This is a genomic window from Bacillus sp. FSL W8-0920, from assembly GCF_038593215.1.
Lineage (GTDB): Bacteria > Bacillota > Bacilli > Bacillales > Bacillaceae > Bacillus > Bacillus pumilus.
The window spans coordinates 2,671,870-2,693,924 of record NZ_CP151974.1; the positions used below are offsets into that span (position 1 = coordinate 2,671,870).

A 22,055-nucleotide genomic window follows, 5' to 3' on the forward strand; every position below is an offset into this window, starting at 1 on the left:
TATTGTCCTCCATATACTAAAATAGAAAAATTCATGACTTTTGTACGAAAACACATGTTGACATCAGACGCACATCCTTTATAATTAGTGATTGTTAATGATGAACGGTTACCTAGCAACTAATTAACAGAATATTTCAACATAATATTGGAGGCTTTATATTCAATGAAGGCAACATTGTCGACGAAAGATACAGTTATTATCGGTTTTATGTTATTTGCTCTATTCTTCGGCGCCGGAAATATGATTTATCCACCAGAGCTTGGGCAATATGCTGGCACAAATGTATGGAAAGCAATGGGCGGATTTTTATTAACAGGTGTCGGTTTACCTCTTCTAGGGATTATTGCGATCGCTTTAACAGGTCGAGATGCGAAAGGATTAGCTGATAAAGCTCACCCAGCTTTTGGAACAGCGTTTACCGTCATTTTATATTTATCTATTGGGCCGCTTTTCGCTATTCCTCGAACAGGAACGGTTTCATATGAAATTGGTGCATTACCCTTTTTAGCAGGTGTACCAGCTTGGCTCTCCCTTCTTTTATTCACACTTGTCTTTTTTGGTATTACGTATTATCTTGCTCTAAATCCAACGAAGATTGTAGATCGTGTAGGGAAAGTGTTAACACCGATTAAATTTACGATCATTCTTATTATTATTGTCAAAGCCATTTTAACGCCGATGGGCGTCATTGGCACACCTGATGTATCCTATAGCAACGGATCATTTTTCAAAGGATTTTTAGAGGGCTATAAAACCATGGATGCTCTTGCTTCTATAGTGTTTGGGGTTGTTGTCATCAACGCCATTAAAGGACGCGGTGTGACAAGTAAAAAGGCACTGACATCTGCTTGTATCAAAGCAGGTCTGATTGCAGCCTGCGGATTAACATTTGTTTATCTATCTCTTGCTTATTTAGGCGCTTCAAGTACACATGCCATTGGTTTTGTTGGAGATGGTAGTAAAATCTTGGCTCAGTCTTCTCAATTCCTATTTGGCAGCTTAGGAAATATTGTGTTGGGTGCTGCGATTACGGTTGCTTGTTTAACAACAAGTATCGGCCTCGTTACATCATGCGGAGAGTATTTCTCGAAGTTACTACCTAAGCTTTCGTATAAAATGGTCGTTACACTCGTGACATTATTCAGTTTTATCATTTCGAATTTTGGACTTGCTCATATTATCGCTTTCTCTGTACCAGTTTTAACTGCGATTTATCCGCTAGCGATTGTGATCATTGTTTTGTCACTTGCTGATAAGTGGCTTGGACATAGAAGACCTGTATATGCTCTCTCTTTAATTTTAACAGGTTGCGTTAGCTTATTTGACGGCTTAGCAGCAGCGAAACTTCCAATCGATCCAATAAAAGACGTCTTCCAATCAATACTGCCTTTATATGACCTTGGCATAGGCTGGATTGTCCCTGCAATACTTGGAATCGTGATCGGATTTGTAATCTCTCTTTTCACTTCTTCTGCTTCAGAAGAGCGTCAAAAACAAGCGTCATAATATAAAAAAGCTGAAGTCCATTGATAGGACTTCAGCTTTTTTATTGATGCTGATACTCTTTTTCTTGCTGAGCTAACAGCTTTTGAACAGCTCCGGGTGATGCTTTTTCAACAGCCGCTGCTGCTATATCAAATGATCCGTTGTAATCATAGGCGTAAAATCTTCGTTCAGCCTCTTTCAATTGTTCTGAAAGAATGTGGTTTTGACTTCTAAAGCGATTGCCATATTGAATGATTCGTTCAATTTGATCCACTTTACCAAGTATTTCTTCTGTCTCATCCACAACATTTTTGACTGTGTCAGAAGCATCTTTTAATTGCTGATTTACTGCCGGCATGTTGAGTGGCAGGTTTTCCAGCTGCTCGTGCACTTGATGAATCATCTCCTGCGCTTTTTCAGCCCGCTCTTTCATCTCAGCAGGTACACCTGGAATATTGCTTTTATGCAGCTGGCGTACTGTATCTGTCAGCATGGTTTTGAGCTCAGTCAGTGTTTCTCTCGCTTGTAATTCTTCTTTTCTTAATGATTGGAGATGACCTTTAAATGTGTCATGCAATGCTTTTGCATCCTCGATAAAGGTGTCCAGCTGATTGATTTCATCCATTAATAATGAATATGCCACGTGATCACGATCAAGCTTCTCACGGATTTGTTTCATCAGCTTTTCAATTTCTTCTAAACGTTTTTCAAATGCCTTCTGTTGATCGAGTTCTCCTGCTGTCAGCTTGTAGCTTTCTTTCACAAGAGCCGTTTCTGCCTTTGTTTGTGTGTGATCTTGCTCGAGCTTTTCGAATGCTTCTGTGAGCTCAGGCATTCTGCTTTTAATTTCCTGACCTGCCTCTACTTCCGCCTCTAGCTGATCATACAGCGTCTCAATCGCATCATCAATCATTTGCAGAATGCTTGATGCCTCTTCTAAATTGAGTTCATCAATGAGCAATTTTTCCGCTCTCGCAAGCTGTTTGTTTAAAGTCTCCAGCTCTTTCGTGATCTGGATGTGCTCCAGCTTGTAGCCTTTTTCCGACATTTCTTGATATCCGTCTTTCAGCTTCGTCAGCTGACCTGGTACGGTTTGTTTGCAGTCTGCAATAAGCTTTGGTACATCATTGATATATAGTTGAAGCTGGTCGAGTCTGCGGTCTTGCTCAAGCAAAATCTTTCTTGCTTGCATGTAGTTTCCGTTTTCTGTTTCTTCCTCGTACTGCTTGATCCCTTCCCAGGCCTCATCTAAGTCCTGCTCCATTTTGTCATAAAGGGTGCCATACAAATGGCTGTACGCAAGCAGATTTTTTCGAACCGTTTGATATTGCTCTTTGACCTTTTCAATGTCCTTGCGATTTTGCTCCTCGCTTGTGACAAGGTCTGCAATTTCTTTTAAAATGTCTTCAATGTTCGAATCAGCAGCACTCAGCAAATCCTCAATATGCGTTAGAACCTGCTTAGCTTTGGAGAATCGATATTTATCAGAATACTCTTCTGCGTCATATAATAGCTCCTCTACCTTTGGAAGATGGGCTGTGACGATATCGTCCCACTCTGCACGCCATCTTTCAAAAAATTGCTCTGTTTCTCCGGTCATTTTTAAGTGTTTGATTTTTGAAATTTCTTCTACAATTGATCTGTTTAAAATTTCAATTTTCCATGCTTCCAATCGGTCAATCTCTTTATATATATTTTTTCTGAGGAAATAACCGACTGAAAACAAAGCAAGCAAAATGACAATTAAACCGATGATAAACTCCATAATGAGCCCCCTTGTTGTGATCTAAGTGATGTCAGGGTAAAAGTGTCCCGAGTAGACCTGAGAACCCTTTCGTGTCCGCTTTGCATTTGTCTTTTTATAAACAGGATCGTATGTTTTCCAATACCATCCATTCACGGTTGTATGTATGTTTTTCAAGAAAGTATTTGATCGCTTTCTATCATTTGATCACACGTATCCATGTGACCTGCTTTTATGTATGCGGAAGCTGTCGTTTTCATTGTTATTATGATACCATGTAACCAGCATTTTTGGTCATGATTTTTCATTATTTTCGCTGATAAACATGACGTTTTTCAAAATATCGACAAGAGGTGACGACATGCTGAAGCAAGATGCACATCTACATACACCGTTTTGCCCGCACGGCTCGCTTGATTCTTTTCATTCTTATATTGAAAAAGCCATCAAAAAGGGATTTGATTCCATAACCTTTACCGAGCATGCCCCTCTGCCTCCATCGTTTCAAGATCCAACACCAGAGCAGGATAGTGCCATGAAGCTCCAAGAACTTGACTCGTATATAACGAAATTGGATCAGTTGAAACAGGAATACAAAGGCCAATTAATAGTAAAAACTGGGCTTGAGGTTGACTATATCAAAGAGTATGAAGAGGAAACAAGTGCCTTTTTAGACTGCTATGGTCCAGAACTAGACGATAGCATTTTATCTGTTCACTTTCTTCCTGCTGGCGATGATTATATTTGCCTTGATTTTGACGAGCATGCCTTCCAGCAGCTAATAAGCCTCTATGGCAGCATCGAACAGGTCTATCAAAGCTACTATGACCAAATTCACTCTTCTATTCTATCATCTTTAGGTCGCTATAAGCCAAATAGAATCGGTCATATCACCCTTGTGCAGAAATTCAAACAGCTTTTCCCATTTGAGATGACATCTGCACTTTGTCAAAAGGTCACCCTTTGTCTTGAAGAAACGGCAAAAAAAGGCATGTCCTTAGATTTTAATACATCAGGTCTTCGTAAAACATATGCCAGAAGTATCTATTTAGATCAATGGATGATTGATCTTGCAAAACAGAAAAAAATTCCGCTCATTTTTGGGTCTGATGCCCATCAAGCGGAAGATCTCGGATATGCTTATGATCAATTCGAAGACATCATGAGTTTTAAATGAGAATCTAATGCCGGCTTTTTGGGTTCTAGTAAATGATGAAGCGAGCGGCTCAGTTCTTTAAAATACGTTTGATAGAAATAAGGCTCATTTGGATTTAAATAAAGCACCTCCGTTAAATATTGCGGCTGTAAATAGGGCATCATGAGTAGTGATTTCAGCTGAATCATAAAAGAGGAGATGGAGAGCTGCTCACAAATCACATGGGTGCTTTTTCCTTTTTCAATGATGAGCTGAAACAAATATTTTTCTTTCGTTAAATAGGTCGACATAATTTCTCTAATGAGCGTCGAATCAATCGTTACCTCTCGATAAACGAAACGGGTTAATTGACGGTGCTCGTGCTGATAAGATAAAATATCAAAAACCACATGTAGTAAGCATTCTTTTGCATGACGAGTTTCCATGTGATGGATATGTGATTCAATCATGTGAATATAGCCTTCATAAAAATCGGATACGAGCTGCTCAAGCAGCCCTCCTTTTCCTTGAAAGTAATAAGAAATGTGGGCAACATTGACGTTTGCTTCCTTCGCAATCTCACGGACAGAGGTTCCAGAAAATCCTTTTTGGTTAAAAAGTCTGATGGCAGCTTCAATAATACGGTCTTTTGTTTGCATGGTTGTTGATGCTTTCATCCGCTCACCCCTCTTCATGTGTACATACTTCAAGATGAAGGCGGAAGTTCCTTTTACAATTGCTCGACAAATCCCACATGTGAGACGCAAGTTATGTATTTTTGAGATAGAAAGTAGGAGATTTTCATGTTTCATGTCGAAAAACAGTCTGGCGATCCATCAAAAGACTATCAATTGCTCGTTAAACAGGTAGAAGCCATTACAGATGGTGAGCCTGATCTAATTGCCAACCTAGCAAATGCGGCGGCGCTATTGTATCATTCACTCCCAGAGGTCAATTGGGCAGGGTTTTATTTGGCTAAAGGCGGCGAGCTTGTGCTCGGGCCGTTTAACGGACTGCCTGCATGTGTGCGTATCCCATCTGGAAAAGGCGTTTGCGGTACGGCGTTTGCAACAGGTGAAGTCCAGCGTATCGCTGATGTGCACGCATTCCCTGGACATATCGCATGTGATGCAGCATCACAATCTGAAATTGTCGTTCCGCTCAAGGTAAATGGAGAGATCATTGGGGTGCTCGACATTGACAGTCCCGTGAAAGACCGTTTCAGTGAAGTAGATGAAACCTACTTAATTCAATTTACCGAGGTACTCCAAAAGGCATTATCCACCTCTACAAATGAGTAATCTTACAAAAAGCAGGCATATTGTCTGTTTTTTTATTTTCTTCGCAGACGCGAAGCATCGCCATTGTCTCTAAATAGGTTGACTTCTCCTATCCAGCGTCATATAATAGAGTTTGTGTGAAATATGGCAGCCTTTTTGTTCGGCTTTTTTGTATCATTTTGTTCCTTCTATATGAAGGTGCATCTTGTAACTCCCTGCTGCTGGAGCGAGGATGCATGAAAACATAATGACGGAAAAGACAAAGAACAGACGGTTTTTATTTTTCACAAATAAAAACAAATAAGGAGGAGTCACATTATGGCTCGCTATACAGGTCCAAGTTGGAAGATTTCCCGCCGTTTAGGCATTTCATTAAGCGGAACAGGTAAGGAACTTGAAAAACGCCCTTACGCTCCAGGCCCACATGGTCCAGGACAACGCAAAAAACTATCTGAATACGGTTTACAATTACAAGAGAAGCAAAAACTTCGTCACATGTACGGTGTCAACGAACGTCAATTCCGTACACTATTTGACAAAGCTGCTAAACTTCCTGGTAAACAAGGTGAAAACTTCATGATCCTTCTTGAAACTCGCCTTGACAACTTAGTATACCGTCTTGGCCTTGCTCGTACTCGTCGCCAAGCTCGTCAGCTAGTCAACCATGGTCACATCCTTGTTGATGGAAGCCGTGTAGACATCCCATCTTTCTCTGTGAAACCAGGTCAAACGATTGCTCTTCGTGAGAAATCTCAAAACCTTGCAGTTGTGAAAGAATCAGTTGAAGTTAACAGCTTCGTTCCTGAATACCTTACTTTCGATGCTGAAAAGCTTGAAGGAACTTTCACTCGTCTTCCAGAGCGTTCTGAATTAGCGCCTGAAATCAGCGAACAACTAATCGTTGAGTTCTACTCTCGTTAATTTCATGACTCTCCAAAGAGAGATCAAACAAACCCTAGATCCCTTGATTGTTCAAGGTGGTCTAGGGTTTTTTGTTTGCGATTCTCCTATGAACAAATCAATTTAAAACATATATAGAAAACAGACTATACACAAGACGAGCACCAGGCAAAACTTCTAAAAGCATTTCTACACATTTAAGTTAGTCTAATTTTTTAATAATAATAGAGGCATTCACGTTTGTTTGAGTCCCTCCTGCTAGGGTTTGAAGAGTAACTGCTGCTGCGGAAGTATGGTTTACAAGAGTAAGCGTGTCACCCGCTGCTAGAGCGAGGATTGCCTGACCGTTATTCTGTTGAGTACCAGCTCCTGACCCATAAACTGTGTTCGTCACAGGACCTCCATTTACAAATAGGGTAAATTGATTTGGCTCTACGCCAGAAACTGAAAAAGTAACCTCGTAGTTTCCTGGATTGGTGACTATAATTTGAGAAGTCCCAGGGGCATGTGTAATACCAGAAGTAATAATTCCAGTTGAGTCAAAAATCACCGGGGCCTCTAAAGCTACTGTTTCAGCACTTAGATTGTATACATATGCAAATTCAGCTAGCCCTGCTCCTGTTGCACCGGTCGCTCCTGTTGCTCCCGTATCTCCTGTTGCACCCGTTGGACCGATTGCTCCTGTGGCTCCCGTATCTCCTGTTGCACCCGTTGGACCGGTTACTCCTGTTGCTCCCGTATCTCCTGTTGGACCGGTTGCTCCTGTGGCTCCCGTATCTCCTGTTGCACCTGTTGGACCGGTTGCTCCTGTGGCTCCCGTATCTCCTGTTGCACCTGTTGGACCGGTTGCTCCTGCGGCACCCGTTGCTCCTGTTGCACCGGTCGCTCCTGTGGCTCCCGTATCTCCTGTTGGACCGGTTGCTCCTGCGGCACCCGTTGCACCGGTTGCTCCTGTGGCTCCCGTATCTCCTGTTGGACCGGTTGCTCCTGCGGCACCCGTTGCACCCGTTGGACCGGTTGCTCCTGTGGCTCCCGTATCTCCTGTTACACCTGTTGGACCGGTCGCTCCTGTGGCTCCCGCGGCTCCTGTTGGACCGGTTGCTCCTGTGGCTCCCGTATCTCCCGTTGTACCTGTTGGACCGGTTGCTCCTGTGGCTCCTGCGGCACCCGTTGCTCCCGTTGCTCCTGTGCCCGTGCCTGTTGCACCTGTTGGACCGGTCGCTCCTGTGGCTCCTCGAACCCCTCGTAATCCCCGTAATCCTCTTCGTCCTACAATTACTTTTGTTTCACAAATGATGCAACAATTTGATTTTGATAGTTTCTGTTTACATTTAGGGCATTTTTTATACTTATCACAACCCATCAGTTATTCATCTCCTTTATCATTATTCATATGCCACATCTGTAAATAGGTGTGGATAAGTAAAACGTACAAAGAATAAAGATAAGCGTAGAATAAACACAAATTGCTAGATTATTCTAAAATTCTTTTGGTTTTGAAAATTTGATTGTATTTTGCGCTAAATTTGTCTATTGTTTTTTCATAAAAAGCTATTCAAAACCATATAATCTATCATGAAAAAAATCCCCTAGAATTCTAGAGGATTTTTTTGTTCCAAGGTTCTCTCAAGTATTATTAAGCGTATGGCGGTATCTTTTATTTTACCATCCAATTACTAATCAATTGATCTGTTGTCATGACAGTCGCAAATTCATCATGCAGTGTGGCAAGTGAGAGCTGATGGATCGTTTCTGGGTCAAAATATGTACCGGTATGATCTGTTAGTCCAAAGGCGGCTGTCGCATCTGAGATGAGGTACGTATCAAAGCCAAGGTTTCCGCTCATTCTTGTGGTTGTGGATACGCAGTGCGGTGTTGTGAGCCCTGCAATCACGACCGTGTCAATATGGTTTGATCTTAACTGTTCCTCCAAGTTCGTACCAATGAAACTGCTGTTGACTTTCTTTTGGATCACCGTTTCTTCCTCTAACGGTCTGGCGATATCTTTGAACAGATGTCCTTCATTTGCCGGATGAAACACAGAGTCTGGATTGCCGGATGTATGCTGAATATGAATGACTGTCCAGCCTTTCTCTCTCCAAAACCTCAATAGGCGGCTGATATTCTCCTCTGCCTCTAGATTATTTCGTTCTCCCCATTTTTCATGCTCGAACGCCTTCTGTACATCGACAATGATCAAAGCCTTTTGACTCGTTTGCACAAACGCTCACCTCCGAATATTATTATCCACTACTTGTAGTGTAAGGAATGGTGATCCATTTGTACATGCTTTTACTGGTGTTTTACCTGTTTTTGCATCAAAAAGACAAACCACACACTAGTGATGATGTAATAGATACCGATAATTGATGTACAATTAGATAGCACCTCATCTATTGGAACTGATTTGACGAACTTCATCCAAATGAAATAGATGATGAGAAATGAGCATGGAAAATAGAGAAAGTATCCGAAGAAATAATGCTTGAGTTTTTGCGTCATCGTTTTTCCTCCCTTTTCAATATCTCTTTCATCTAGCAGTTGCCATATGTCAGATGACATCAAAAAAGACAGCGGCTTTCGCTGTCTTTTTTTGCTTTTTAATTCGTATTCTGTCCTCCGCCGTTCAGTCCTTCTTTAATATACCCTTTCACTTGGCTTGAGGTTAATAGACCGATATGACCAACGCCATGGATAAGGACGTTTTTTGCGCCAATTAAACGCGAGAGACTGTTGACAACAATCATATCGGCTGAGCTATAGACAGATGTGTAAAGAATTTTTTGATTTGGATCCGTGCCTGGTAGTGCTCTGCTTGAAACAAGTCCGTTTGCTCCACCAATTGTGACGACGTTTTCAATTTTATCACCGCCGTCTAGATTCTTAATATAATATAGCGTGTTCGCTCCGCCCATACTATGACCCACAATATCTACTTTTTTAGCACCCGTTTTGTCTAACACATCTTTGACGAATCTAGATAGACGCGGACCATTGTTGCGGTTATTCCCTGTTTTGTCTATGAAATCGATAGCAAATAATTTGTTACGATCCCAGCCTTGTGTGACCAAGTAACTTTTAATAGAAGCAAAGTTATAAGACGCACCGCCAATGCCATGTACCATCACAACCGGATTGTGCTCAGCCGCTTTGATCTCTTTCGGCTGGATGAAGGCCATTGAACCTATCACTAATGCAAGCGCAACAAGAATTTGCAAACTCTTTTTCTTAAAACAAATCACTTTCATTCCCCCTTATTCATCTTATTCGACTCTATTTTATACAAGAAAAATATGTCATAAAAGTGAACAAGGCACTGTTTGTTGCTCTATTTTATAGAAAATAATTACTGAAAAAGCACCTTTGACTTTCTAAGCGTCAATGCCAAAAGACTAGGCAATGTCTCTATGAGCAGTCTATTAGACTCTTAACTGAGCACCCTCCTCACATTTTGAATAAAAAAAGCAGCCGGTAATCTCAGCCGGCTGCACATCGTTTTTATTTGTAATTCACAAGGAAGTATTTCTTTTTCCCTCTTCTTAAGACGGTAAATTGGTTTTCAATTCTATCTTCAGCTGAAAGGACGTAGTCTTTATCGGTTTGTCTCTCTCCGTTGATGGAAACTGCACCATTTGTGATGTCTTCACGCGCTTGACGTTTTGATGGTGACAGCTTTGATTCCACAAGGATATCGACAAGTGTTAACTCTTCCGTGCTGCTTTTCTCCATTGATGGAACATCTTTAAAGCCTACTTTGACTTCTTCGGCTGAAAGAGATTTAATCTCGCCTTTGAATAGCGCATTTGAGATGTTGACCGCCTGTTCTAGTGATTCACGGCCATGTACAAGTGTCGTCACTTCCTCTGCTAGACGGCGCTGTGCTTCACGTTTTTCAGGTGCTGTTAGCACTTTTTCTTCGTACGATGCGATCTCTTCTTTTGATAAGAACGTAAAGTATTTTAAGTATTTCACGACGTCACGGTCATCTGTGTTGATCCAAAATTGGTAGAACTCATATGGAGATGTTTTTTCTTTATCTAACCAGATGGCGCCGCCTTCTGTTTTACCAAATTTCGTACCGTCTGCTTTCGTGACGAGCGGCATCGTTAAACCGAATGCTTTTGCCCCTTCTGCTTCAGACTTACGGATCAGTTCAAGTCCAGATGTGATATTTCCCCACTGGTCGCTTCCGCCAATTTGCAGCTTACAGTTTTCATTTCTGTAAAGATTTAAGAAGTCTAAAGATTGCAGGATGACGTAGCTAAACTCTGTGTACGAAATGCCTGTCTCAATCCGTGAGCTGACGATATCTTTTGCCAGCATGAAGTTCACACCGAAATTCTTTCCAATATCACGAAGGAACGTGATGACATTCATTTGGCTGATCCAGTCGTAGTTATTCACGATAACGGCTGGATTCTCGCCTGCTTCAAAATCAAGAAATTGAGAGAGCTGTCCTTTGATTTTATCTGACCACTGTTCGACGATTTCTGCTGGGTTTAGTGAACGTTCTGCTTTTTTGAAGCTAGGGTCGCCGATTAGCCCAGTTGCGCCGCCAACAAGAGCAATCGGATGATGGCCTGCTTCCTGGAATCTGCGTAATGTTAAAATTGGCAATAGGTGACCAATGTGTAAGCTGTCCGCTGTTGGGTCAAAACCGGAGTAAAGCTTGATTTTTTCTTCCGATAATAATTTTGTTAAACCTTCTTCATCTGTTTGCTGCTGAATTAATCCTCTGAACGATAACTCTTCCATCAATTGACTCATATCCAATTCTCCTTTTTTTACAATTCAACATAAAAAACGCCCCTTCGAATGAACGAAGGGACGATATATATCGCGGTACCACCCTGCTTAAAAGACAATAAATCACGCCTTTTCACTTACACTGATAACGGATAGATCCGTTCTTTCACTAATCAGGACAGCATACATGCTCCTTTTCGTAAAAGCGGTTCGTGAGGGTAATTCGAATATCTCTTTGTACTGACTCGCACCAGCCGTCAGCTCTCTTGGACAGGGAAAGATGATTCTACTGAATCTCAGTCAAAACCTTTACATATTCAACTAATGTCATTTTAAACATATTTTTGATATCAAGTCAACTGATGAAAAAATTAATCTTCCATTGTCGATAGGTCGCCAGCCGGTAAATTCAGCTCCCACGCCTTTAGCACACGTCTCATAATTTTTCCGCTTCGCGTCTTAGGCAGTTTGTCCTTAAACTCGATTTCTCTCGGTGCCGCATGTGCAGCGAGTCCTTTTTTCACAAACGTACGGATCTCTTCTTTCAGCTCATCTGTCGGCTCATATCCACTTCTAAGCGCAATGAATGCTTTAATAATTTCGCCGCGGACCGGATCTGGTTTTCCAATGACACCAGCCTCTGCAATGGCCGGATGTTCGACCAGTTTGCTTTCCACCTCAAAAGGACCAACCCGCTCTCCTGATGTCATGATCACATCATCGACACGTCCCTGGAACCAAAAGTATCCGTCTTCGTCCATATAAGCTGAATCTCCTGAAACATACCAATCTCCCGGCATAAAGTAAGATTCATATTTTTCAGGATTGTTCCAGATCGTATGCATCATAGACGGCCAGCCTTTTTTGATGGCGAGGTTGCCCATCCGATATGGCGGAAGTTCATTTCCGGCATTATCCACAATCGCAGCTTCTACGCCTGGAATCGGTTTCCCCATTGAACCTGGTTTAATGTCCATGCATGGATAATTACAAATCAGCTGTGCACCGGTTTCCGTCATCCACCAAGTATCATGAATTCGTTTGCCAAATACAGCGTCTCCCCAGCGGATGACTTCTGGATTAAGAGGCTCACCTACACTTAACACATGACGGAGCGAGCTGAGATCATATTTTTGAATGAGGTCATCTCCTGCCCCCATTAGCATTCTAAAGGCGGTCGGTGCACTGTACCAAACGGTCACACCTAGTGATTCAATCGTTTCATACCACGTATCAGGGTTAAATCTGCCGCCTAAAATGACATTCGTCGCCCCATTTAACCACGGTGAAAAAATGCCGTACACTGTGCCTGTTACCCAGCCTGGGTCAGCTGTACACCAGTAGACATCGTCTTCTTTCAGATCAAGCACCCATTTACCGGTCTGATCCTGCTGAACCATTGCGCCATGGACATGCAGCACACCTTTTGGCGTACCTGTCGACCCTGACGTGTAATGAAGCAGAAAGCCGTCTTTTTCATCCATCCATTCGATTTCAAGGTCCTTCGCCGCCTGCGCAAAAGCCTCTTCATAATGGATTGTCCGAACGCCATCGACGTCTTCCTTTTCACCGCCGACAATGATGACAGATTCAAGTTTCGGAAGCTCTGCAAATGGAATTCGTTCAAGCAGATCCGGCGTTGTCACAATGACCTTCGCCTCGCTATTTTCTAAACGGTCTTTGACCGCACCTTCCATAAATGCCTCAAATAACGGGCCAACGATCGCACCAATTTTGACTGCGCCAAGCAGAAGAAAATAGAGCTCAGGTGATCTTGGCATAAAGATAAATACGCGATCCCCTTTTTGCACATGCGCATTTTCTCTGAATAGATTGCCCGCTTTATTTGTGTTGATTTTCATATCTCTGAACGTATACTTTTCATCCCGCTGTGAATCTCTGTAGTGAAGCGCCACCTTGTTCTTACGAAACGAGTCCGCATGTCTGTCAATCGCTTCATAGGCTGCATTTATGTTTCCTGTTTCATACCATGAGAAGTTTTTTCTTGCTTCTTCCCATGAAAATTCTTTGTATGCCTGCTCATAATCATTTAAATGATAGTCCCCTTTTACTGATGGTAGCGTTTCCACTTTCATCAAACAGTCCCCCTTTGCATACGTTTACAATGACTATTATAGTATAGATGACTTTTTTTCTCAATTTTTAAAAAACTTATAGTGAAACCGTTTTAATTCTTGCAAGTTTTAAGATAAAATAGAGACGACTCACTAGAATTTGAGGCGGTGGATACGTGGAGCATCCTAAAACTTATTATTCAAAAATCATTGAGCGAGAAACAGGTTCCATCCTTATTGAAGGTCCGGTACCTGCATCAGAGCTTGCGAACTATACATTTCATGAAGGCCTAACGGCATTTCGCACGCCAGAGGAACAGAAACAAGCACTTGTTGAAATAGCAGACCTTCCAGAAGGACGTATTATCATTGCAAGAGTGGATGAGCTTGTTGTCGGCTATGTCACGTATTTGTATCCTGATCCGCTTGAGCGCTGGTCAGAGGGCAACATGGACAATTTAATCGAGCTTGGCGCGATTGAGGTCGCTCCTCCATTTAGAGGCTGCTCACTTGGTAAGCATTTACTTGATGTGAGCATGATGGATGAGCAAATGGAGAATTATATCGTCATTACAACTGAATATTACTGGCATTGGGATTTAAAGGGGACAAAGAAAAACGTGTGGGAGTACCGCAAGATGATGGAGAAAATGATGAACGCAGGCGGTCTTGTTTGGTTTGCAACAGACGAGCCAGAGATCAGCTCACATCCAGCCAATTGTTTAATGGCCAGAATCGGGAAAAACGTGAGTCCTGATTCGATTGAGCGTTTCGATCGTCTTCGCTTCCATCAACGCTTTATGTATTAACGTTCAATTCGTTTTTTTGGCAAAGGGGATTGGTAAACAATGATGATTGAACAAATTATGGAGCGTGATGTGATCACGCTGCGAAAAACCGATACGATTGAAGAAGCCATAAAAAAAATGAGTGCACATCACATTCGGCATATTCCAATCGTATCTGATCAAGATTCTGTCATTGGGATGGTGACAGATCGAGATATTAAAAATGCCAGTCCAAGTATATTTGAAACAGAAAAAAGGAAGCTCTTTATTCAGCGGCCTGTTGAAGAGATCATGGTATTAGAGACGATTACTGCTCATCCGCTTGATTTCGTTGAAGAGATTTCTAGTGTCTTTTTTGAACACGGAATTGGCTGCCTTCCAGTAGTGAGACGCGGCAAGCTTGTAGGCATTATCACAAAGACTGATTTGCTTCGTACGTTTGTCAGACTGACAGGTGCAGATCAGCCTGGGTCACACTTAGAGGTTGAAGTGGACCAAATGACAGAAGGTCTTGCAGACATTACGACCATTTTAAAAGAGCAGCATATTCAAATGCTGAGTGTGCTTGTGTATCCGCATGCAAATGAATCGTCTAAAGTGCTCGTCTTCCGCCTTCAAACCATGCATGCAGATCATGTGACGAAGCTGATTCGTGCAAAAGGCTATAAGGTGCTGTGGCCTATGGAGCAGACGATCAAATGAAGGAAGCGACCTTTGTTTTTTCACCCTCTTTTCAAACGTACCAGTTTCACCAAGACCATCCCTTCAATCAGCTTCGTGTCTACTTAACATATGACCTGCTTCAAAAAATGAAGGCGTTAACAGATGATGAGATCGTCGCACCGCGTATGGCGACCCTCGAGGAATTAAAGCTCGTCCATACAGCCGATTATATTCAAGCTGTGCAGCGGGCTAGTCAAGGAAAGCTCTCTACAGCAGAGGGGGAGCGCTACGGTCTTGGCACGGAGGATACACCGATGTTTGCAGGTATGCATGAGGCAGCTTCTCTCCTTGTTGGCGGGACACTCACAGCCGTTGACCAAGTAATGATGGGACACTCGCAGCATGCACTGAATCTTGGCGGTGGACTTCATCACGGGTTTAAAGGGCGTGCATCTGGCTTCTGTATTTATAATGACAGCTCAGTGGCGATTCAATATATTCAAAAGACATATGGTGCAAGAATTTTATATATTGATACGGATGCCCATCATGGAGATGGTGTACAATTCAGCTTCTATGACGACCCTGAGGTATGTACGGTCTCGATTCATGAAACGGGACGCTATTTGTTCCCTGGAACTGGACAAGTACAGGAAAGAGGTCATGATAAAGGCTATGGCTACGCCTACAATATTCCGCTTGATGCATTTACAGAAGACGAATCGTTCCTTGAAGCATACCGAACAGCAGTGACGGAAATTGCTGCTTTTTTTAAACCAGATGTGATTTTGACGCAAAACGGCGCAGACGCACACTACTATGATCCGTTAACCCATTTATCTGCCACCATGAAAATATATGAGGAAATTCCTAGACTTGCCCATGAATTAGCGCATCAATATTGTGATGGCAAATGGATCGCTGTCGGCGGAGGAGGATATGATATTTGGCGTGTCGTGCCAAGGGCGTGGAGCCGAATTTGGCTTGAAATGAAAGGTATTACACCGCCTAATGAACTGCCTCAGGACTGGGTTCAGGCTTGGCATAAACAATCTCCTGTCACCCTGCCATCCACATGGAGAGACCCTGACGATTTATATCCACCGATCCCAAGAAAAGCAGAAATCACAGAAAAAAATGCTCAAACTGTAGAAAAAGCACTGATGCCCGTTAGAAGAGAAAAGAAAAATGCATAAGAAAAGCAGGCATTCACTGATGTGTAAGCCTGCTTTTTCGTTTTATTTTGTTGATTGTCTTTCTTCAATTCTGTGTGGAAGTTCCACAATTTGGTCATCTACTTGCTCTTTGTTCATCAGCTTTGTCAGCAGTCTCATTGCGACAGCACCAATATCATACGTCGGCTGAACAACAGTTGTCAGCTGAGGACGCACCATGAGAGAAAGTCTCGTGTTATCAAAGCCAATCACTTCTAAATCGTCAGGAATGGATACGCCTCTATCTTGTGCTCCATGAATGACACCTAGCGCCATTTCATCCGTAGCCGCAATAACAGCTGTCGGCTTGTCAGACTGCTCAAGCAAGTGAGCAAGTGATTCAATTCCAGAATCATACGAATAATCGCCTTCAGCGACGAGCGCATCGTCAAATGCGATGCCCGCTTCTTCGAGCGCACGCTTATAGCCTGCAAGCTTTCTCATAGAGTTAATCGGTTCTGACATTGGGCCAGATACGAAGGCAATTCGCTTATGTCCTTTTTCAACTAAAAGCTGAACTGAATCATAAATCGCTTGCTCGTAGTTGATGTTGACAGACGGTGTTTGAGCTTGCTCTTCAACAGATGCAGCAAGAACAATTGGCACAGGAGAGCGCTTAAATTCTTCAACAAGCACATCTGTGATATTTCCACCCATAAAGACAATCCCATCTACTTGTTTACCTAGCATTGTATTTAAAAGATGAAGCTCTTTATCGGTATTTTGATCTGAGTTGCTCAAAATGATGTTGTACTTATACATCGTGGCGATATCTTCAATTCCGCGAGCAAGCTCTGAATAGAAGATACTCGAAATATCAGGGATGATGACTCCCACCGTTGTTGTTTTTTTACTTGCAAGGCCTCGTGCCACCGCATTCGGGCGATAGCCAAGGCGATCAATCGCTTCAAGTACCTTTTTTCTTGTTGTTGGTTTTACATTCGGATTCCCATTCACTACGCGTGATACCGTTGCCATACTTACATTTGCTTCTCTTGCTACATCATATATTGTAACATTATTCACATAAATCACTCCTTCAAATACACTTCATATCTATAGCATTCACCAATTGGATAGAGACATGTCAGATACGAGGAAAATAATATCCTATTTGTCATTAAAACGATGAAAAGAGACACATAATTTTTCAATCTACATCAAAATGACATTCTTTTATGAAATTATACACGTTTTTTCACCATATGAAAACGTTCCCTTTCTTTTTATAACTAAATTAAACAAACTTTAATGAGCTTGTTACCTGTAAATTGAATCATATTTCATGAAAAATCGTCGAGAACGTCAGCTATGACAATGATCTTAGCAGATTCTATTGAATTTTAAAAATGAAAACATTGTGAACAAGCACTTTTAAAGCTTGCAATGTGCTCTTTTCCTTTCATTCCCAATATGCATCATGTTTTATCCATAGAAAAACCGCCGGGCAGTCATCCGGCGGCTTTCTATCTATGATTACGCGTGAATGTTAACAAGTGGTCTTAACGCATCTAACCATTTTTCGAATTGAGGAATGTCCATTTGCTGCGCTGAGTCAGATAGAGCAACAGATGGATCTGGATGCACTTCTGCCATGACACCGTCTGCTCCAATCGCAAGAGCTGCTTTCGCTGTTGGAAGGAGAAGATCTCTACGTCCAGTTGAGTGCGTCACATCAACAAAGACTGGTAAATGTGTTTCTTGTTTCAAGATTGGCACAGCAGAAATATCTAGTGTATTTCTTGTCGCTGTTTCATATGTGCGGATACCGCGCTCGCAAAGGATGATTTGGTCATTTCCTTGGGCGATGATGTATTCAGCTGCATTGATGAATTCTGAAATAGTCGCTGCAAGACCACGTTTTAAAAGAACTGGTTTCTTCACAGATCCGGCTGCTTTTAATAGCTCGAAGTTTTGCATGTTTCGTGCACCAATTTGGATGACATCGATATGCTCAATCGCTTCTTCAATATGAGCAGGATTGACGATTTCACTAATGACAGCAAGACCGTATTCATCCGCTACACGCTTTAGAATTTTAAGACCGTCTACACCAAGTCCTTGGAAATCGTATGGACTTGTGCGAGGTTTAAATGCACCTCCGCGAAGTAGTTTTAGTCCTTGCTGTTTCGCTGCTGCCGCCACTTCTGCAACTTGCTCGTAGCTTTCAACAGCACATGGTCCAACGATGAAGCGCTGTTTCCCATCACCGATCGCTTCTCCATTGATGTTCACGATTGTATTTTCCGATTTTTTCTTACGAGAAACAAGAAGTGCTTTGCTGTGGTCATCTTCTTGAAGCTCTAGGCCTGCTTTGAAAATCTCTTTGAAAATATGCTGAATTGTTGAGTTTTCGAATGGTCCATCATTTGCTTCAAGAATTTGGTTCAGCATTGTGCGCTCTCTGACAGGATCATAACGGTTGACACCTTGCGCTTCTTTCGCCTTTCCAATTTCTTTTACAATGCTTCCTCTTTCATTGATCAGTTTTAAGATTTGAAGATTTAGTTCATCTGCCTGCTGTCTCAATTGTTCTAGTTCATTGTTGCTCATTTTTGTCATCCTTTCCTCTGCCTGTTCTCGCTTTTTTTTCATTCTCTCATGATAGGGTTTATTATAAACAAAGATTTCGGAATTGTCACGAAAATTTTCTTTATTACCCAAACGCTTTTAAGCGATAAAGTATTATGTGTAAGATTATAGCATAGTTTTGATTGAAGTAAACCTTTTTTATAAAAAAAAACGTCAGCAGTTGCTGACGTTCAGATTGTTGACAAAGGGCTAAAATGATCTTTATTTTAGCCCTTTGTCTTCTTTTCAGCGTGATAGAAAACCTTTGCAGTCTAGGAAGGGCGAGCACAGGAGCGGAGCGAATTTGACATTCGTGAGCACCGGAGCACAGTCCTGACAAAGAATGCGAGGGTTTGTCTACACGCTGAAACGTCAGCAGTTGCTGACGTTTCTTTTACACATTATGTTCAAGCGCTTCTTTTGTAATGCTTGAGTGGGATGCATGCCATTTTACTTTTCCACCGCTAAAGATGAGTGCCTGGGGACTTTCGTGCTTTACCCCTGACTTTTCTGTCACATAGGATGAAAGCTCTCTTGTGTTTTGTATTTGCAAGAAATAAGTTGGCACGTCTTCATGTGCAGACGCAAATGCTTCAAACTCTTGAAAAGCCGCTTGACTGATCGGACATGTCAAACTGTGCTTAAAAAAGACAAAGGTCCCATCTTGATTCGTTAGTTGATCAAACTGTTCTTCTGTTTCAATGAGTTGTTTTGACATGATGTTCTCCTTCTTCACTCTGTGCAGTAAGAGTTAGCCTTTAGTCGATTGTTCTACTTTTTCTTTGACATCTTTAATGCCATCTTCAATTTCTGATTTCGCTTCTTGTGCTCGTACTTTGGCTTCATCCGCTACATCTGATGCTTCACTTGCTATGTCAGCTGCCGCATCTTCTGCTTCACTTTTCACATGATTAGCTTTTCCAGCTGCACGTTCTTTTATGTCTTTCACTTTGTCTAAAATTTGGTTTGACTGTTCTGCCACCATTTGAGACAATTCAGACGTTTTATCTTTCGCAATCGTCACATATTCAGTGCCTCTTTCTTTTGCATCTGTTGTGAGTCGATCTGTTTTTTCTTTTAAAACATTCGCTTGGGTGTTCAAATCATCGCGAAGCTCTTTCCCTGACTTCGGTGCTAAAAATAAAGCTGTTGTTGCACCCACAATTCCACCAATAAGTGTTCCGATCAAAAAGTCTTTGCTATTGATTCCGTCTTTGCTCATGATTATTCCTCCTATGCGAAAATGGTTTATTTTTGGTGTTTTCGTTGTTTCCATTTTTTATAAATTTCAAGTGCTGCGTTACTCCAGCTTACCACATCCGTGACTTTTTCTTGATTTCGTTCAACGGATGAAGAAACCGCACCAGCTGCCTGCTTTATGCTTGTATTAAATTGGTTGATCGAGCCGCCAATTCCCTGCACCGCATCCACAACTGTGTTGAGTTTTGCCGATTTGTCTTGAATATCTTCAGCAAGCTGATTCGTCTTATGTAGCAACTGTGCTGTCTCTGTGGTGATCCCTTGCATCTGACCTTCAAGACCTTCTAAAGTTGATGCGACATTCTTTAATGTCAGCTGTAAGGATTTTAATGTTTTGGACAAGTAGATGACAAGAATGAGGAAAGCAATTGCGATCAGTGCAACGCTTAGATATAGAATAATAATCATCTGATACCTCCTTTGCTGCGGGCATATTCAATTCATTACCCTCTCGTTGTATCATTCAAACATCGCATAGAATGACCGATTGAATAATAATTCTACACTTATTCGCTGATTCCTGTCCACAGCGAACGAAAAAAAGCGGAAGATGTTGACACAATTAGCCGCTTTGTCACATTTTATTCAAAATAAAAAAAGTGCCGATCAAAACGGCACTTTTCGTTTAAGTATTTATACAGCGACTTTTTCATAAGCACGCAAATATTTTTGAATGTCTCCTGCTCCCATAAAGACCAGAATCCCATCTTTGTGCGCTTTCAGCACAGATGTATCTTCTTCTGCAATCAATTGGGCCTGCGGGATTTTTTCTCGTAAGTCTTCGATACTCAGCTTCCCGATGTTTTCACGGGCTGAACCGAAAATATCACATAGGTATACATAGTCCGCTTTTTTCAAACTGTCAGCAAATTCACTTAAGAATTGCTGTGTACGTGTGAAGGTATGCGGCTGGAAGACAGCGACAATCTCACGGTCTGGATACTTTTGGCGTGCTGCTTCAATGGTGACTTCAATCTCCGTTGGGTGATGGGCATAGTCGTCAATTAAAACCTGCTCACCGACTACTTTTTCATTAAAGCGGCGTTTGACTCCACCAAATGTCGTTAGTGCCCCTTTGATGAGCTCTACATCAATGGCTTCATAGTGACATAATGCAATCACAGCTAATGAATTAAGGACATTGTGATTTCCGTAGGCAGGAATGTAGAAGGTATCATAAAACGTATTACGTACAAATACATCAAATGTAGTGCCTTCCGTGTTCTTCACAACATTGCGTGCTTGGAAATCATTTTCTTCATTGAAACCGTAGTATACAACAGGTACCTTCGCTTGAATTTTAGGCAGATGCTCGTCATCACCGCAAGCGATAATGGCCTTTTTCACTTGTAGCGCCATGTTTTGAAATGCATCAAACACGTCGTCAATATCCGAGAAGTAATCAGGATGATCAAAATCAATATTGGTCATGATCGCATAGTCTGGATGATAGCTGAGGAAGTGTCTGCGGTATTCGCATGCTTCAAATACAAAATACTCGCTGTTTTCTTTCCCCATACCAGATCCATCACCGATTAAGTATGAAGTTGGTTTCGCTGATTGCATCACATGGGCAAGCAGTCCTGTTGTTGACGTTTTACCATGAGCACCAGTAATCGCAACGTTTGTGAATGTATCCATGTATTCTCCAAGGAATTTATGGTAACGAATGACAGGAATCCCTTCAGAAAGGGCGCGTTCAATCTCAGGGTGTGTATCAGGAAATGCATTACCTGCAATGACGGTCATCCCTGGCTGAATATTATCTGGGTCAAATGGAAGAATTTTAATATTTCGTTCTTCTAATGCTTTTTGTGTAAAGATATGTTTTTCGATATCCGATCCTTGGACAGTATACCCAGTATCATGAAGAATTTGGGCCAGTGGACTCATACCTGTCCCTTTTATTCCAACAAAATGATAAACAGTCATAATTGTACCTCCAACAAACGTCTATCTGACTTACAGTATATGACGCTCATTTCAATTTGCAACTTGTGATTTTCGCCTCTAGCGGCTCACAGATCGCAGCTCCAAATAAAGATTTTTTTCCGATCTTCCTATTCTAATCAATATTAACTATGATTAGTATCCGACAACTTTCCTATTTCTAACACCTGCTTTCGCTCATTTTACATAAAAAAGCGTTCTGACAGGCATGCGAAAAGCGTCCAATTCCAAAATTGCACCT

21 protein-coding genes and 1 other annotated feature are annotated in these 22,055 nt (G+C 41.8%); of the genes, 7 read left to right on the top strand and 14 right to left on the bottom strand.

Going from position 1 to position 22,055, the window contains the following annotated elements:
* Positions 1–165 precede the first annotated feature (165 nt).
* Complete coding sequence (brnQ, locus tag NSS78_RS13510; protein WP_003216733.1) at positions 166–1,509, top strand: branched-chain amino acid transport system II carrier protein; 1,344 nt, start codon at positions 166–168, stop codon at positions 1,507–1,509.
* 40 nt (positions 1,510–1,549) lie between these two features.
* Here the strand turns inward: brnQ and ezrA are convergent, their stop codons facing one another.
* A complete protein-coding gene (ezrA, locus tag NSS78_RS13515; RefSeq protein WP_342468141.1) occupies positions 1,550–3,253 on the bottom strand; it encodes a septation ring formation regulator EzrA in 1,704 nt (567 codons plus the stop codon).
* A 340-nt stretch (positions 3,254–3,593) separates the two neighbouring features.
* On the opposite strand from ezrA, the gene hisJ reads away from it, so the two are divergent.
* The gene (gene hisJ, locus NSS78_RS13520) at positions 3,594–4,409 is read left to right on the top strand and encodes a histidinol-phosphatase HisJ (RefSeq protein WP_106035227.1); all 816 of its coding nucleotides are present in this window, start codon (positions 3,594–3,596) and stop codon (positions 4,407–4,409) included.
* Here the strand turns inward: hisJ and refZ are convergent.
* Positions 4,379–5,044 (bottom strand): forespore capture DNA-binding protein RefZ, encoded by a 666-nt coding sequence (gene refZ, locus NSS78_RS13525; protein WP_113387241.1) that lies wholly within the window; start codon positions 5,042–5,044, stop codon positions 4,379–4,381. The genes hisJ and refZ overlap by 31 nt on opposite strands.
* Before the next feature lie 126 nt (positions 5,045–5,170).
* On the opposite strand from refZ, the gene NSS78_RS13530 reads away from it, so the two are divergent.
* A complete protein-coding gene (locus tag NSS78_RS13530; protein WP_137055353.1) occupies positions 5,171–5,668 on the top strand; it encodes a GAF domain-containing protein in 498 nt (165 codons plus the stop codon).
* 297 nt (positions 5,669–5,965) lie between these two features.
* Positions 5,966–6,568 carry a 30S ribosomal protein S4 gene (gene rpsD, locus NSS78_RS13535; RefSeq protein WP_012010904.1) on the top strand — a complete coding sequence of 201 codons (603 nt, stop codon included), beginning with the start codon at positions 5,966–5,968 and terminating at the stop codon, positions 6,566–6,568.
* Between the two features lie 181 nt (positions 6,569–6,749).
* Here the strand turns inward: rpsD and NSS78_RS13540 are convergent, their stop codons facing one another.
* The 6 genes from NSS78_RS13540 to acsA all read right to left on the bottom strand — a co-directional run bounded on the left by NSS78_RS13540 (position 6,750) and on the right by acsA (position 13,389).
* Positions 6,750–7,910, bottom strand: a complete 1,161-nt coding sequence (locus NSS78_RS13540) for a collagen-like protein (protein ID WP_342468142.1) — start codon at positions 7,908–7,910, stop codon at positions 6,750–6,752.
* 294 nt (positions 7,911–8,204) lie between these two features.
* The gene (locus NSS78_RS13545; RefSeq protein WP_050943556.1) at positions 8,205–8,768 is read right to left on the bottom strand and encodes a cysteine hydrolase family protein; all 564 of its coding nucleotides are present in this window, start codon (positions 8,766–8,768) and stop codon (positions 8,205–8,207) included.
* Between the two features lie 71 nt (positions 8,769–8,839).
* A complete protein-coding gene (locus tag NSS78_RS13550) occupies positions 8,840–9,049 on the bottom strand; it encodes a hypothetical protein (protein WP_106029022.1) in 210 nt (69 codons plus the stop codon).
* A 98-nt stretch (positions 9,050–9,147) separates the two neighbouring features.
* Positions 9,148–9,795: a triacylglycerol lipase gene (locus NSS78_RS13555; protein ID WP_050943555.1), complete on the bottom strand. Its 648-nt coding sequence runs from the start codon at positions 9,793–9,795 to the stop codon at positions 9,148–9,150.
* 250 nt (positions 9,796–10,045) lie between these two features.
* Positions 10,046–11,314, bottom strand: coding sequence for a tyrosine--tRNA ligase (gene tyrS / locus NSS78_RS13560; protein ID WP_342468143.1), 1,269 nt, complete (start codon positions 11,312–11,314; stop codon positions 10,046–10,048).
* A 53-nt stretch (positions 11,315–11,367) separates the two neighbouring features.
* Positions 11,368–11,606, bottom strand: a binding site (T-box leader).
* A gap of 58 nt (positions 11,607–11,664) precedes the next feature.
* Entirely contained in the window at positions 11,665–13,389 is a 1,725-nt protein-coding gene (acsA, locus tag NSS78_RS13565) for an acetate--CoA ligase (RefSeq protein WP_342468144.1), read from the bottom strand.
* A gap of 155 nt (positions 13,390–13,544) precedes the next feature.
* Between acsA and NSS78_RS13570 the strand changes: the two genes are divergently transcribed.
* Genes NSS78_RS13570 through NSS78_RS13580 form a run of 3 tightly spaced genes read left to right on the top strand, consistent with a single transcriptional unit; the run spans position 13,545 to position 16,015 of the window.
* On the top strand, positions 13,545–14,177 hold the full coding sequence (locus NSS78_RS13570) for a GNAT family N-acetyltransferase (RefSeq protein ID WP_012010911.1): 633 nt from the start codon (positions 13,545–13,547) through the stop codon (positions 14,175–14,177).
* A gap of 39 nt (positions 14,178–14,216) precedes the next feature.
* The gene (locus NSS78_RS13575) at positions 14,217–14,858 is read left to right on the top strand and encodes a CBS and ACT domain-containing protein (protein WP_003217690.1); all 642 of its coding nucleotides are present in this window, start codon (positions 14,217–14,219) and stop codon (positions 14,856–14,858) included.
* A complete protein-coding gene (locus tag NSS78_RS13580; protein ID WP_003217659.1) occupies positions 14,855–16,015 on the top strand; it encodes an acetoin utilization protein AcuC in 1,161 nt (386 codons plus the stop codon). The genes NSS78_RS13575 and NSS78_RS13580 overlap by 4 nt, the downstream gene beginning before the upstream one ends.
* A 42-nt stretch (positions 16,016–16,057) precedes the next feature.
* Here the strand turns inward: NSS78_RS13580 and ccpA are convergent, their stop codons facing one another.
* The 6 genes from ccpA to murC form a co-directional block, all read right to left on the bottom strand.
* Positions 16,058–17,059, bottom strand: coding sequence for a catabolite control protein A (gene ccpA, locus NSS78_RS13585; RefSeq protein ID WP_003217727.1), 1,002 nt, complete (start codon positions 17,057–17,059; stop codon positions 16,058–16,060).
* 450 nt (positions 17,060–17,509) lie between these two features.
* On the bottom strand, positions 17,510–18,586 hold the full coding sequence (locus NSS78_RS13590; protein ID WP_003217626.1) for a bifunctional 3-deoxy-7-phosphoheptulonate synthase/chorismate mutase: 1,077 nt from the start codon (positions 18,584–18,586) through the stop codon (positions 17,510–17,512).
* A 412-nt stretch (positions 18,587–18,998) separates the two neighbouring features.
* Entirely contained in the window at positions 18,999–19,322 is a 324-nt protein-coding gene (ytxJ, locus tag NSS78_RS13595) for a bacillithiol system redox-active protein YtxJ (protein WP_268458521.1), read from the bottom strand.
* A gap of 33 nt (positions 19,323–19,355) precedes the next feature.
* Entirely contained in the window at positions 19,356–19,826 is a 471-nt protein-coding gene (locus NSS78_RS13600) for a YtxH domain-containing protein (RefSeq protein ID WP_003217681.1), read from the bottom strand.
* Between the two features lie 26 nt (positions 19,827–19,852).
* Positions 19,853–20,272, bottom strand: coding sequence for a DUF948 domain-containing protein (locus NSS78_RS13605; RefSeq protein ID WP_024424855.1), 420 nt, complete (start codon positions 20,270–20,272; stop codon positions 19,853–19,855).
* A gap of 225 nt (positions 20,273–20,497) precedes the next feature.
* Positions 20,498–21,796 (bottom strand): UDP-N-acetylmuramate--L-alanine ligase, encoded by a 1,299-nt coding sequence (murC, locus tag NSS78_RS13610; RefSeq protein ID WP_003217748.1) that lies wholly within the window; start codon positions 21,794–21,796, stop codon positions 20,498–20,500.
* Between the last annotated feature and the right edge of the window lie 259 nt (positions 21,797–22,055).

Coding starts and splice junctions, on each gene's coding strand:
- hisJ (WP_106035227.1), top strand. CDS start 3,594: ATGCTGAAGCAAGATGCACATCTACATACACCGTTTTGCCCGCACGGC.
- NSS78_RS13605 (WP_024424855.1), bottom strand. CDS start 20,272: ATGATTATTATTCTATATCTAAGCGTTGCACTGATCGCAATTGCTTTC.
- brnQ (WP_003216733.1), top strand. CDS start 166: ATGAAGGCAACATTGTCGACGAAAGATACAGTTATTATCGGTTTTATG.
- ytxJ (WP_268458521.1), bottom strand. CDS start 19,322: ATGTCAAAACAACTCATTGAAACAGAAGAACAGTTTGATCAACTAACG.
- NSS78_RS13530 (WP_137055353.1), top strand. CDS start 5,171: ATGTTTCATGTCGAAAAACAGTCTGGCGATCCATCAAAAGACTATCAA.
- acsA (WP_342468144.1), bottom strand. CDS start 13,389: ATGAAAGTGGAAACGCTACCATCAGTAAAAGGGGACTATCATTTAAAT.
- murC (WP_003217748.1), bottom strand. CDS start 21,796: ATGACTGTTTATCATTTTGTTGGAATAAAAGGGACAGGTATGAGTCCA.
- NSS78_RS13575 (WP_003217690.1), top strand. CDS start 14,217: ATGATGATTGAACAAATTATGGAGCGTGATGTGATCACGCTGCGAAAA.
- refZ (WP_113387241.1), bottom strand. CDS start 5,044: ATGAAAGCATCAACAACCATGCAAACAAAAGACCGTATTATTGAAGCT.
- NSS78_RS13540 (WP_342468142.1), bottom strand. CDS start 7,910: ATGGGTTGTGATAAGTATAAAAAATGCCCTAAATGTAAACAGAAACTA.
- tyrS (WP_342468143.1), bottom strand. CDS start 11,314: ATGAGTCAATTGATGGAAGAGTTATCGTTCAGAGGATTAATTCAGCAG.
- NSS78_RS13580 (WP_003217659.1), top strand. CDS start 14,855: ATGAAGGAAGCGACCTTTGTTTTTTCACCCTCTTTTCAAACGTACCAG.
- rpsD (WP_012010904.1), top strand. CDS start 5,966: ATGGCTCGCTATACAGGTCCAAGTTGGAAGATTTCCCGCCGTTTAGGC.
- NSS78_RS13600 (WP_003217681.1), bottom strand. CDS start 19,826: ATGAGCAAAGACGGAATCAATAGCAAAGACTTTTTGATCGGAACACTT.
- NSS78_RS13555 (WP_050943555.1), bottom strand. CDS start 9,795: ATGAAAGTGATTTGTTTTAAGAAAAAGAGTTTGCAAATTCTTGTTGCG.
- NSS78_RS13590 (WP_003217626.1), bottom strand. CDS start 18,586: ATGAGCAACAATGAACTAGAACAATTGAGACAGCAGGCAGATGAACTA.
- NSS78_RS13550 (WP_106029022.1), bottom strand. CDS start 9,049: ATGACGCAAAAACTCAAGCATTATTTCTTCGGATACTTTCTCTATTTT.
- ezrA (WP_342468141.1), bottom strand. CDS start 3,253: ATGGAGTTTATCATCGGTTTAATTGTCATTTTGCTTGCTTTGTTTTCA.